The organism is Stutzerimonas kunmingensis (assembly GCF_002929225.1).
GTDB lineage: Bacteria > Pseudomonadota > Gammaproteobacteria > Pseudomonadales > Pseudomonadaceae > Stutzerimonas.
The window spans coordinates 16,465-28,635 of the sequence record NZ_PISM01000014.1 but is presented as its reverse complement, the minus strand read 5'-3'; the positions used below and the strand labels follow the sequence as shown (position 1 = coordinate 28,635).

The window sequence follows — 12,171 nt, the reverse complement described above, 5'->3', positions numbered from 1 at the left end:
CGCGGCGGCGAATGCGTCGTGCCCCACCCATCTCACCAACCAGGAGGGTTCATGGTCCATCCCAGCGTGTCGCAAAAACGTGCCGCTTTTCGTGCGCTGCACCAGTCGGGCTGCTTCGTCCTGCCCAACCCCTGGGATGCCGGCAGTGCGAGCGTCCTCGCAAGTCTCGGTTTCAAGGCGTTGGCGACGACCAGCTCCGGCTACGCCTGGTCGTGCGCCCGCGCCGACGGACAGATGCCGCGGGACGAGGTCCTGGCCCATATGCGCTACATGGTCCAAGCCACCCATCTGCCGGTGAACGCCGATTTCGAGAGTGGCTACGCCGATACGCCCGAAGGCGTGGCCGAAAGCGTGCACATGGCGGTCGGAACCGGCGTCGCGGGTATTTCCATCGAGGACTCCACAGGAGACCCGCGCGAGCCGTTGCGCGAGCTTGCCGAGGCCACCGAACGAATGTGCGCCGCGCGTGAGGCGATCGACGCTACCGGAGGCGAAACACTGCTGATTGGCCGCGCCGAGAACTTCTTCGTCGATCGGCCTGATCTCGACGACACCCTTGCACGCCTGAAAGCCTATGCCGATGCAGGCGCCGACTGCCTGTACGCACCAGGCCTGAGAACCCGCGAGCAGATCAGCGCCGTCATCGAGGCAGTCTCGCCAAAGCCGGTCAATGTACTGATTGGCTGGAACAGCGACCTGACCGTACAGGACCTCGCCGACCTAGGCGTCAGACGCATCAGTGTCGGCGGCGCCTTGGCACGCGCGGCATGGGCCGGCTTTCTGCAGGCGGCTCGGTCAATCGCCGAGCATGGACGATTCGATGGTTTTGCCAACGCAGCCTCTGGAGCGGAGCGCGACGCGCTGTTTGGCAAATGCGAGAGGCCATAGGATTCCGCCGAAACGGGTCGCCCACGGGCGATTGGATAGTGCAGGATTCACCAATCACATCGCTATTCGACAGGCACAAAAAAAGCTGCCCTTGGGCAGCTTCTCTTGTCTCATCACTTCTAAAGGAAGTGAGCAGAGGGATATGGCGCAGCGGACGGGACTCGAACCCGCGACCCCCGGCGTGACAGGCCGGTATTCTAACCGACTGAACTACCGCTGCGCGTCGGCCGGACTTTCGTCCGAAATCTCACAAAGGTTGGTGGCTGATGACGGGATCGAACCGCCGACCCCCTGCGTGTGATGCAGGTGCTCTCCCAGCTGAGCTAATCAGCCGATCGCCTTGCGAGGCGCGCAATTTACTCAGCCCCCTACGCTAAGTCAACAATAACATTGAATTTTTTTTATGGAACCGTGGTCAACAGGAGCTGCCGCGTCACTTTGTAACCTTGGTCCTGCACCATCGATTCGCCAAGAGCACCTGTAAATTCGCTGCGGCGTCCGCGAAAGTGTTCTAAAAGTGCTGTATCGCCTGACAGAGGCAACCCGCGTACTAGGGAACCGAACAACAAAAGCGCCACGGAGTATTTCGCTTGCCACTGCCGGGAAAACTGGACAACTACCGCCGCTACGTCCCACTCATCATCAGTACCGTGCCGCTCTGCGTGTTCGCGCTCTACCTCGCGATGCAGATCGAGCAATGGATGAACCTGTCTCGCGCCCCTACCCCCACCGACGTCTATGAACAACAAGCCGGCAATCTGGGTCAGCCCGATATGCAGCGGCTGGAAATACTGTTCGGCTCGGCGGCCCCTTCTGACTCCTACGCGCCCACCGCAGCTGCCAGCGGCTTTACCCTGCGCGGCAGCTTCGTGCACATGGATCCGCAGCGCTCCAGCGCCATTGTTCAAGTCGACGGGCAGCCGCCACGGCTCTACTGGCAGGGCGAAGAGCTGGCCAGTGGCGTCAGTCTGCATCAGGTCTACCCTGATCGCGTGGAGCTGGCGCGCAACGGCGCCGTCGAAGTGCTGCATTTTCCTCAGGTACGCTCGCCTAGCTACATTCCCGAGGAGATGACCGAAGCGCCCTATCAGGATCAACCACCCTATGCCGAGCCACCGGACGAGGAGACGCAGCTGATGCAGCAGCAGATGGACGCCTTGCGTCAGCAGCTGGAAGAAGCCGTCAACCAACCCGATGCCGCCCCCGCCAACGATCAGCCCACGGAAGACAATTGACCGATGCCGAAGCCTTTTTCGCGCCCGTTGCTTGCCCTGCTCGCCACCGGCCTGCTGGCCGCCCCTCTGCCTTTGCTTGCCGTCGAACCCGGTATCGAGCCAAGCCCCAATCAACAGGACGGCTGGACCATCAATCTCAAGGACGCGGATATCCGCGCCTTCATCGATCAGATCAGCCAGCTCAGCGGACAGACGTTCATCGTCGATCCGCGAGTGAAGGGGCAAGTCAGCGTGGTATCCAATGCCACGCTGTCGCTGAGCGAGGTGTATCAGCTGTTCCTCTCGGTCATGGCGACGCACGGGTTCAGCGTGCTGACCCAGGGCGATGTCGCCCGAGTAGTTCCGAACGCTGAGGCCAAGGCCGAAGCGGGCAGCGGGCCTACCGGCGGCGACCAACTGGAAACACGGGTGATCCAGGTGCAGCACACTTCCGCGGCCGAACTGATACCCCTGATCCGCCCGCTTGTCCCACAGTTCGGCCATCTTGCTGCGGTGTCGTCGGCCAATGCACTGATCATCAGTGATCGCAGCGCCAATATCGCGCGCATTGAGGACCTGGTGCGCCAGCTCGATCGCGCTGAGAGCAACGATTACGCCGTGCTCAATCTGCAGCACGGCTGGGCGATGGATATCGCTGAAGTGCTGCGCAACTCGCTGATGCGTGGTGATGCGAAAACCACCTCCGGCGTGCAGATCATCGCCGATTCACGCACCAACCGATTGATCTTCATTGGCCCCAGCGAGGCCCGAGGCAAGCTGGCGGCACTGGCCCAATCGCTCGACACGCCAACCACGCGTTCGGCCAACACGCGCGTTATCCGTTTGCGCCACAACGATGCGAAATCCCTGGCCGAGACCCTGGGTGATATTTCCGAAGGTCTGAAAAACCCCGAAAGCGGCGAATCCGCCACCACTGCCCGACCGCAAAACATCCTCATCCGCGCCGACGAAAGCCTGAACGCGCTAGTCCTTCTCGCTGATCCAGAGCTGATCGGCACTCTGGAAAGCATCGTTCGCCAGCTGGATGTTCCCCGCGCACAGGTCATGGTCGAAGCGGCTATCGTCGAGGTTTCCGGCGACATCACCGACGCCCTCGGCGTGCAATGGGCGGTCGACGCGCGCGGAGGCACTGGTGGAGCCGGTGGCGTCAGCTTTGGCAACACCGGTATTTCGGTCGGCAGCGTGCTCAATGCCATCAACGAGAACGAGATCCCGGAGAACCTGCCCGACGGCGCGATCATAGGCGTTGGAACTCGCAGTTTCGGCGCGCTGATTACCGCACTGTCGTCCAACAGCAAGAGCAATCTGCTGTCGACGCCGAGCCTGCTGACGCTGGATAACCAGGAAGCTGAGATTCTTGTCGGCCAGAACGTCCCGTTCCAGACGGGCTCCTACACCACCGATGCGGCGGGCGCGAACAACCCCTTCACCACCATCGAGCGCCAGGACATCGGGGTGACCCTCAAGGTGACTCCGCACATCAACGAAGGCGCCACGCTACGCCTGCAGATCGAGCAGGAGATCTCCTCGATAGCGCCCAGCGCCAGCCTGACGGCCCAGGCGGTGGACCTGGTGACCAACAAGCGCGCCATCAAAAGTACCATCCTTGCCGAAGATGGCCAGGTCATCGTGCTTGGCGGCCTGATTCAGGACGACGTCACCCGCACCAACGCCAAGGTGCCGCTACTCGGAGACATTCCGTTTCTGGGTGCCCTATTCCGCTCGACTCAGGAAACCCACGTCAAACGCAACCTGATGGTGTTTCTGCGACCTACGGTCATTCGCGACCGTGCCGGCCTGGCGGCTCTTTCCGGGAAGAAATACAGCGATATTCGGGTCATCGAAACGGATTCGGCCAGCCCGAGCATCCTGCCGGCGAATCCCGCGCAGCTGTTCGACGGACGGGGCGAGCCCGCACCGGCTATCGATCTGCGTCAGTGAAAAAAGGACACAAGCGTTCGTGCCCGACCTGCTTGGGCAGGCCGGGCACGGCATCCTGATGAGTTGATCTAGAGCGCTGCGAGACCGCGAGCCAGATCGGCCTTGAGGTCAGCGACATCTTCCAGCCCCACCGCTACCCGAATCAGACTGTCCGAAATGCCTGCGGTCGCGCGATCCTCGGCGGACAGCCGACCATGTGTGGTCGAGCCTGGATGGGTAATGGTGGTCTTGCTATCGCCCAAATTGGCCGTAATCGAGATCAGTCGAGTCGCATCGATGAAGCGCCAGGCGGCCTCCTTGCCTCCAGCAACCTCGAAGCTCACCACCGCACCGAACCCCTTCTGCTGACGCTTGGCCAGCTCGTGCTGTGGATGGCTGGACAAACCCGCATAGTAGACGCGCTGGATACCGGGTTGCTCCTCGAGCCATTCGGCAAGCTCCTGAGCGCTGGCACAGTGCGCCTGCATGCGCAGCCGCAACGTTTCCAATCCCTTGAGGAAGACCCAGGCATTGAACGGACTGAGCGTCGGGCCGGCGGTACGCAGAAATCCGACCAGTTCCTTCATCTGCTCGCTGCGACCTGCAATCACACCGCCCAGGCAACGGCCCTGGCCATCGATGTACTTGGTCGCGGAATGAATGACGATATCGGCACCCTGTGCCAGCGGCTGCTGCAATACCGGTGTGCAGAAGCAGTTGTCGACGGCCAACATCGCGCCCTTGGCGTGGCAAAGCTGCGCCAGTGCGGCAATGTCCACCAACTCTGCCAAGGGATTGGATGGCGATTCGACGAACACCAGCTTGGTGTTCTCCTTGAACGCGGACTCCCAGGCGGCAAAATCGGTGAGCGGCACATAGTCGACCTGCACACCGAAACGCTTGAAGTACTTCTCGAACAAGGAAACGGTGGCGCCGAATACGCTGCGCGAGACCAGCACGTGATCGCCTGCCGAGCACAGGCTCATCACGGTGGCGAGGATGGCCGCCATGCCGGATGCCGTGGCGACCGCCTGCTCTGCGCCCTCGAGCGCCGCCATACGCTCCTCGAACGCACGGACGGTGGGATTGGTGTAACGCGAATAGACATTGCCCGGCACGTCACCGGCGAAGCGCGCCGCAGCATCGGCGGCACTGCGAAACACGTAACTGGAAGTGAAGAACAGCGGCTCACCGTGTTCGGCTTCCGGTGTGCGCCGTTGCCCGGCGCGTACCGCAAGCGTATCGAGCCCGACGCCTTGAAGATCGCTGTCCAGCCGTCCGGCATCCCATTCAGTCGTCATAGCTCTTACCTCGGCCGCGGGCAGCCGAGGCTGCCACGCCGGCATGAATCAGTTGTTGTAGAGATCGATGATGGCGCTGACCGCGTTCGTCTTGACCTTGCTCAGATCATTGCGCGCCTGCTCGATCTTGTGCAGATAGGCTTCGTCGATATCACCGGTGATGTAATTGCCGTCGAAAACTGCACAGTCAAAGTTGTCGATCTTGACTTTGCCGCCACCAACGGCGTCGACGAGGTCTTCCAGATCCTGGTAGATCAGCCAGTCGGCACCGATCAGCTCGGCGACCTCTTCGGTGGTGCGGTTGTGCGCGATCAGCTCGTGGGCACTGGGCATGTCGATGCCATACACGTTCGGATAGCGGACCGCCGGCGCAGCGGAACAGAAGTAGACGTTCTTCGCCCCTGCCTCGCGCGCCATCTGAATGATCTGCTTGCAGGTGGTGCCGCGCACGATGGAGTCATCCACCAGCATCACGTTCTTGCCACGGAACTCGAGATCGATGGCATTGAGCTTCTGCCGTACCGATTTCTTCCGCGCGGCCTGGCCGGGCATGATGAAAGTACGACCGATGTAGCGGTTCTTGACGAAGCCTTCGCGGAACTTCACACCGAGGCGATTGGCCAGCTCCAGCGCAGCGGTACGGCTGGTGTCGGGAATCGGGATGACCACGTCGATATCGTGCTCTGGACACTCGCGCAGGATCTTGTCCGCCAGCTTCTCACCCATGCGCAGCCGAGCCTTGTAAACCGAGACACCATCCATCAGGGAGTCGGAACGCGCCAGGTAAACGTACTCGAAGATGCAGGGTGCAAGTTTCGGCGCATCCGCGCACTGGCGGGTGAAGAGCTTGCCGTCAGCCGTGATGTAAACCGCTTCGCCCGGCGCCAGGTCGCGAATCAGGGTAAAGCCGAGCACGTCGAGCGATACGCTTTCGGAGGCGATCATGTACTCGACGCCTTCGTCGGTATGGCGCTGGCCGAACACGATCGGGCGAATCGCATTGGGGTCGCGGAAGCCGACGATGCCGTAACCGGTGACCATCGCCACTACCGCGTAGCCACCGCGGCAGCGCTCGTGAACCTTGCTCACCGCGGCGAAGACGTCCTCCTCGGTCGGCTGCAGCTTGCCGCGCACGGCAAGTTCGTGGGCGAACACGTTGAGCAGCACTTCCGAGTCGGAGCTGGTATTCACATGGCGCAGATCCGACTCGTAGATCTCCTTGGTCAGCTGATCGACATTGGTCAGGTTGCCGTTGTGCGCCAGGGTAATGCCGTAAGGCGAGTTGACGTAGAACGGCTGTGCCTCGGCGGAACTGGAGCTACCCGCGGTGGGGTAACGGATGTGGCCGATCCCCATGTTGCCGACCAGGCGCTGCATATGGCGCTGCTGAAAGACGTCGCGAACCAGGCCGTTATCCTTGCGCAGAAACAGCCGGCCGTCATGGCTCGTGACGATACCGGCTGCATCCTGGCCGCGGTGCTGCAGTACGGTAAGCGCGTCATACAGCGCCTGATTGACGTTCGACTTACCGACGATGCCGACAATGCCACACATGCAAGGAACCTCTCAGTTATTACAGGCAGACCGGATACGACGGCAGGCCGAGCATCCGTAGAAAAAGGGACTCAACCGGGCGGGTTGAGTGATCCGGCGAACCACTGGCCGCTGAAGCCTAGAATGAGGTTCTTTGACCAGTCGGCGATCAGGAGAAAGTGCGGCAATAACGTCGACTCGCGCCACCAGAGGTCCTGCTCGACCGGAGCCAGGCTCAGCAACCCTGCAAGCACCACCACCAATAGACCACCCCGTGCCGCACCAAACACCATGCCGAGAAAGCGATCGGTGCCGGACAACCCCGTCACTCTGATCAGCTCGCCGATCAGAAAATTAACCAGTGCTCCTACCAGCAAGGTAGCCACGAACAGCAACGCGCAGGCTGCGATGACTTGCGCCGAGGGCGTGCTGATGTATTCCGCGAGATGGTGGGACAACGCACCACCGAACATCCATGCGACCACACCGGCAACGATCCAGGTAACCAGCGAAAGCGCTTCCTTCACGAAACCACGCTTCAAGCTGATCAGGCTCGATACTGCAATGATGGCGATGATGGCCCAATCGACCCAGGTGAATGCCACGATGTCTTCTGCAATGGGGAAAAGGCGGCGCATTTTAGCAGAGCAGGAGCGCCAGGAATACGCGCTGACTACCCGACGGCAACTCCGCAGCCGGGGCCTGTCGTCAGTACCCCGGCCAGCGCTTCAACGATTCAGCTTCCTTCCGGCTTGAAACGAACGACGAAGCCATCGAGTTTCTGCTGGCGCTGCAACACATCGCGAAGCCGATTCGCTTCGCTGCGCTCCACCAGCGGTCCGACGAAGACGCGATTCATACCATCCGCAGTGCGGATGTAGGCGTTGTAGCCCTGCGAACGCAAGGTCTGCTGCAGGCTTTCGGCGCTGGCGCGATTGGACAGGCTGGCGAGTTGGATCGACCAGCTGACCGGCAGGTTGTCGTTATCGAGCCGTGGCTCGACTTTCGCCGCCTGCGGCTGGTCCACCGGCGGCTGCGCAGCTGGCGCAGGCTCGCTCGGAGCGACCGGCTCGATCGGCTCCGAAGCCTGCTCACCGACGGGTGATGCCGCTTCTTCCTCGGCACCTTCCTCGATGATCTCGAAACCTTCGGGCTCCGACGCCGGCTCTGGCACTTCGACCTCCTGCATCTCGATTTCAGCCGGTGCCGGTGCAGCAGGGATGGTGGGCGCATCGACGGTGACGTGGCGCAGATCGTCCTCACGATTGAACAGCATCGGCACGAATATGACCGCCAGCGCAATCAACACCAGAGCGCCAACCATACGCTGCAGCAATCCCTTATCCAGCATCGCCATTCAACTCTCCCCCGCCCGTTGTTCCAGCCAGTCAAGCGCCGCCGCCACGCAGTAGAACGATCCGAAAACCACTACTTCATCATCGGCTTCGGCCTTCGCGCATTGAGCATCGAGCGCCTGCTCGAAGCTGGCATACTGGCTGACCGACGCGCCCCGCTCAAGCAGCGCTGCAGCCAATTGTGTAGCTGATTGCGTTCGCGGCGTAGGCAGTGGAGCGACGGCCCAATCAGCGATGCACGAGGACATCGCTTCGAGCACACCGTTGAGATCCTTATCCACCAGCAGACCAAAAACAGCCAAGCGACGACCATCTACTGGCCGCTGCTCAAGGCGTTGCGCGAGGTAGCTTGCAGCATGAGGATTATGTCCAACGTCCAGCAACAGCGCGATCTCGCGGCCGCGCCAGCTAATCTGCCGACTATCGAGGCGCCCTACAACGCGTGTCCGCTGAAGCGCCGCGGACAACGCCGCCGGCTCCCATGGCAAGGCAAGCGTGGCATAGGCTTGCAGGGCAAGTGCAGCATTCTCCATCGGCAATGACAGCAGCGGCAGGTCATGCAGCTCCAACGGCTCACCGCCAGGCCCGACGCCCCGCCAATGCCAGGAGTGGGGATCAAGCGCCAGGTCGAAATCTCTTCCGCGCAGAAACAGCGGTGATTTCAGGGACTCTGCGTGCTCAAGCAATGGCCCCGGAACATCCAGATCGCCACAAAGCGCGGGGACTCCGTCGCGCATGATCCCGGCCTTTTCATACGCAACGCTGTCGCGGGTATCACCCAGCCAATCTGCATGATCGAGTCCGATATTGGTGATCACCGCCAGATCCGCGTCAATGACGTTGACGGCATCGAGACGACCACCAAGACCGACTTCCAGTACCACGGCGTCGAGCCCGCTCCGCTCGAACAGCCAGAAGGCTGCAAGTGTGCCCATTTCGAAATAGGTCAGCGAGACCTCGCCTCGCGCCGCCTCCACCGCGGAAAAAGCCTGGCAAAGCTGGTCATCGCTGGCCTGGTGCCCGTCGAACTGAACGCGCTCGTTGTAACGCAGAAGATGCGGCGAGCTGTAGCTACCGACCTTGTACCCCTGACTGCTCAACAGAGCAGCGATGAACGCGCAGGTAGAGCCTTTGCCATTCGTACCCGTGACGGTAATCACCAGCGGAGCCGGCCGTGTCAGACCAAGCCGCCCCACCACCGCTCGGACCCTGTCCAGGCCCATGTCTATGGCAGTGGGATGCAGCTGCTCAAGATAGGCGAGCCAGTCGGCCAGACTCCGACCGGTCATGCAGTAGCCGTTACCTGGGCGGGTTCCATCGGGCTTGGCAATTTCTGCATCTGGGCCAGCAAGCGCGACAAGCGAGTACGCAGTTCGGAGCGATGAATGATCAAATCGATAGCACCATGGTCCAGCAGGAACTCGCTGCGCTGGAAGCCTTCCGGCAGTTTTTCTCGTACGGTCTGCTCGATCACTCGCGGGCCGGCGAAGCCGATCAATGCCTTGGGCTCGGCGACGATCACATCACCAAGCATCGCCAGACTCGCAGACACACCTCCGTAGACCGGATCGGTCAGTACGGAGATAAACGGCAGGCCCTCTTCACGCATGCGGGCCAGCACGGCGGAAGTCTTTGCCATCTGCATCAGGGAGATCAGAGCTTCCTGCATCCGGGCACCGCCTGACGCGGAGAAGCACACCAGCGGGCAACGCTTTTCAAGAGCAACATTGGCGGCCCGCACGAAACGTTCGCCAACGATTGCTCCCATGGAGCCACCCATGAACGAGAATTCGAATGCACAAGCCACGACCGGGATGTTGACGACCTTTCCGCTCATTGCGATCAGCGCATCTTTCTCACCGGTCTGCTTCTGTGCTGCAGAAAGGCGATCCTTGTACTTCTTGCTATCACGGAACTTCAGGCGGTCGACCGGCTCCAGCTCGGCAGCGATCTCTTCGCGGCCCTCGGCATCGAGGAAGATATCGAGCCGGCTACGGGCATCGATGCGCATGTGATGCTGGCACTTGGGGCAAACATCGAGCGTCTTTTCCAGCTCAGGGCGGTATAGAACCGCCTCGCAAGAGGGGCACTTGTGCCAAAGGCCTTCGGGGACCGAGCTCTTTTGCGTCTCCGACCGCATGATCGAAGGGATCAGTTTGTCTACCAGCCAGTTGCTCATGCTCTTGTTCTCCAAAGCTTCAGTCCCGAGCGCACTCGCGCTGCAGGCAGATTCATTGTTGCGACCACGCGTATCAGGCGCTCTTGGTCGCGTGAGCGATGCGCCTATCGGCGCAGTCGCGAAACTCCGACTCCTTCAGGCAAGGAATCACGCTACTGGTCTCACCAGCGACTCGTTACTGGACGGCAAAGGCTGCCCAGGCGTCACATAGCCGATCGAACCCGACCGACAAAGGCCATCACCTTGGAAGCATCCTTGACGCCCTTGCTCGCCTCCACCCCGCCGCTGACATCCACTGCGTACGGACGAACCTGGGCAATGGCTTGCTGAACGTTCTCGGCGGTCAGTCCACCTGCCAGAATCAGCGGCTTGGCCAGCGCCGCCGGGATCAGCGACCAATCGAAGCGTTCGCCCGTCCCACCCGGCACCCCTGCCACGAAAGTATCCAAAAGGATGCCGCTGGCATTCGCATAACGCGCAACTTGAGCCTCGATATCCTCGCCGTTCCCTACCCGTAGCGCCTTGAACCACGGCCGATGAAACCCCTCGCACTGCGCCGGTGTTTCATCGCCGTGAAACTGCAGCATGTCCAGCGGAACGGCGTCGAGTATCTCGTTGATCTCGCAGCGGCTGGCGTTGACGAACAGGCCTACCGTCGTGACAAACGGTGGCAATGCCGCGACGATCTCACGTGCCTGCCGCACATCGACGGCACGCGGACTCTTGGCATAGAAAACCAGGCCGATGGCATCGGCGCCCGCCTTGGCTGCTGTCAAGGCGTCGTCGACACGAGTGATCCCGCATATTTTGCTGCGAACGACTGACAACGGATGCTACCTGCCAAAAAGGAAACCGGATGGTAACAAAAGACCTGCCACCTGCAAGCGAATAGGCAAAACGGCTCCTGCCTAATTCATTAGCGACGAACGTCCGGCAAACCCGACAGGAAGTGCGGACCGAGATAGCGCTTCGGCAGCTCGAACTCTTCGGGATAATCGACTTCGATGAGATAGAGCCCGTACGGGTGCGCTGTCACTCCGCCCGTTCGGCGCACACGAGACTCCAGCACTTGCGCAGCCCATTCCACTGGCCGCTCACCCGCACCAATGGTCATCAGAACGCCAGCGAAGTTGCGCACCATATGATGCAGAAAGGCATTGGCCCGAACATCTATGACGATCAGCCGGCCGTGCTCCAGCAGCTCCAGGTGATGAATGGTTTTGATCGGCGACTTGGCCTGACACTGCCTGGCCCGGAAGGCACTGAAATCATGTGTTCCCACGAACGCCGTGGCAGCGGCACGCATACGCTCGATATCGAGTGGGCGATGGTTCCAGGTAACCTCTTCGGCCATGTGCGCCGGCCGTATCTGATCGTTGTAGATCACATAGCGATAACGGCGAGCCATCGCGCTGAAGCGCGCATCGAAATGACGCGGCATCTCCTTCGCCCAGGTGACGCTGATGTCGGATGGCAGGTTCATGTTCGCACCCATCACCCATGCGTGCATGGTTCGCGAGACCGGCGTATCGAAGTGCACGACCTGCCCGCTGGCATGGACCAATGCGTCTGTGCGACCTGCACAGCTCAGCGTGACGGAGTGACCACCCGCCACTTTGGTCAACGCGGTTTCGAGTGACTCCTGAATGGATCGCACACCGGCGCGCTGACGCTGAAATCCGCGATAGCGCGATCCCTTGTATTCGACGCCAAGCGCGATCCTGGAAACGCCGACGGCAGCCATTTCGGCTGCCGTTTGG

At 61.1% G+C, this 12,171-nt stretch carries 11 protein-coding genes and 2 tRNA genes; 3 read left to right on the top strand and 10 right to left on the bottom strand.

Translation table 11 applies throughout. From position 1 onward, the window contains the following. Positions 1 to 51: 51 nt before the first annotated feature. A complete protein-coding gene (locus tag CW305_RS06750; RefSeq protein WP_104097440.1) occupies positions 52 to 888 on the top strand; it encodes an isocitrate lyase/PEP mutase family protein in 837 nt (278 codons plus the stop codon). A 143-nt stretch (positions 889 to 1,031) separates the two neighbouring features. Here the strand turns inward: CW305_RS06750 and CW305_RS06745 are convergent. Then, positions 1,032 to 1,108: transfer RNA gene (locus CW305_RS06745), tRNA-Asp, on the bottom strand. Between the two features lie 37 nt (positions 1,109 to 1,145). Further along, a tRNA-Val gene (locus CW305_RS06740) sits at positions 1,146 to 1,221 on the bottom strand. 257 nt (positions 1,222 to 1,478) lie between these two features. Between CW305_RS06740 and CW305_RS06735 the strand changes: the two genes are divergently transcribed. Both CW305_RS06735 and gspD read left to right on the top strand, forming a co-directional pair. Next, the gene (locus tag CW305_RS06735; protein WP_104097439.1) at positions 1,479 to 2,123 is read left to right on the top strand and encodes a type II secretion system protein N; all 645 of its coding nucleotides are present in this window, start codon (positions 1,479 to 1,481) and stop codon (positions 2,121 to 2,123) included. A gap of 3 nt (positions 2,124 to 2,126) precedes the next feature. Next, entirely contained in the window at positions 2,127 to 4,064 is a 1,938-nt protein-coding gene (gene gspD / locus CW305_RS06730) for a type II secretion system secretin GspD (RefSeq protein WP_014820546.1), read from the top strand. Positions 4,065 to 4,132: 68 nt separating this feature from the next. Here the strand turns inward: gspD and CW305_RS06725 are convergent, their stop codons facing one another. The 8 genes from CW305_RS06725 to truA form a co-directional block, all read right to left on the bottom strand. Next, positions 4,133 to 5,344 carry an O-succinylhomoserine sulfhydrylase gene (locus CW305_RS06725; protein ID WP_023446349.1) on the bottom strand — a complete coding sequence of 404 codons (1,212 nt, stop codon included), beginning with the start codon at positions 5,342 to 5,344 and terminating at the stop codon, positions 4,133 to 4,135. 48 nt (positions 5,345 to 5,392) lie between these two features. Beyond that, entirely contained in the window at positions 5,393 to 6,898 is a 1,506-nt protein-coding gene (gene purF, locus CW305_RS06720; protein WP_023446350.1) for an amidophosphoribosyltransferase, read from the bottom strand. 71 nt (positions 6,899 to 6,969) lie between these two features. Continuing rightward, positions 6,970 to 7,515, bottom strand: a complete 546-nt coding sequence (locus CW305_RS06715; RefSeq protein WP_281257253.1) for a CvpA family protein — start codon at positions 7,513 to 7,515, stop codon at positions 6,970 to 6,972. Between the two features lie 98 nt (positions 7,516 to 7,613). Then, on the bottom strand, positions 7,614 to 8,234 hold the full coding sequence (locus CW305_RS06710; RefSeq protein ID WP_041014212.1) for an SPOR domain-containing protein: 621 nt from the start codon (positions 8,232 to 8,234) through the stop codon (positions 7,614 to 7,616). Next, positions 8,235 to 9,521, bottom strand: coding sequence for a bifunctional tetrahydrofolate synthase/dihydrofolate synthase (folC, locus tag CW305_RS06705; RefSeq protein ID WP_044315767.1), 1,287 nt, complete (start codon positions 9,519 to 9,521; stop codon positions 8,235 to 8,237). Then, the gene (accD, locus tag CW305_RS06700) at positions 9,518 to 10,411 is read right to left on the bottom strand and encodes an acetyl-CoA carboxylase, carboxyltransferase subunit beta (protein WP_104097438.1); all 894 of its coding nucleotides are present in this window, start codon (positions 10,409 to 10,411) and stop codon (positions 9,518 to 9,520) included. The genes folC and accD overlap by 4 nt, the downstream gene beginning before the upstream one ends. Before the next feature lie 203 nt (positions 10,412 to 10,614). Further along, complete coding sequence (locus CW305_RS06695) at positions 10,615 to 11,238, bottom strand: phosphoribosylanthranilate isomerase (protein ID WP_014820552.1); 624 nt, start codon at positions 11,236 to 11,238, stop codon at positions 10,615 to 10,617. 89 nt (positions 11,239 to 11,327) lie between these two features. After that, positions 11,328 to 12,155: a tRNA pseudouridine(38-40) synthase TruA gene (gene truA / locus CW305_RS06690; protein WP_418643113.1), complete on the bottom strand. Its 828-nt coding sequence runs from the start codon at positions 12,153 to 12,155 to the stop codon at positions 11,328 to 11,330. Between the last annotated feature and the right edge of the window lie 16 nt (positions 12,156 to 12,171).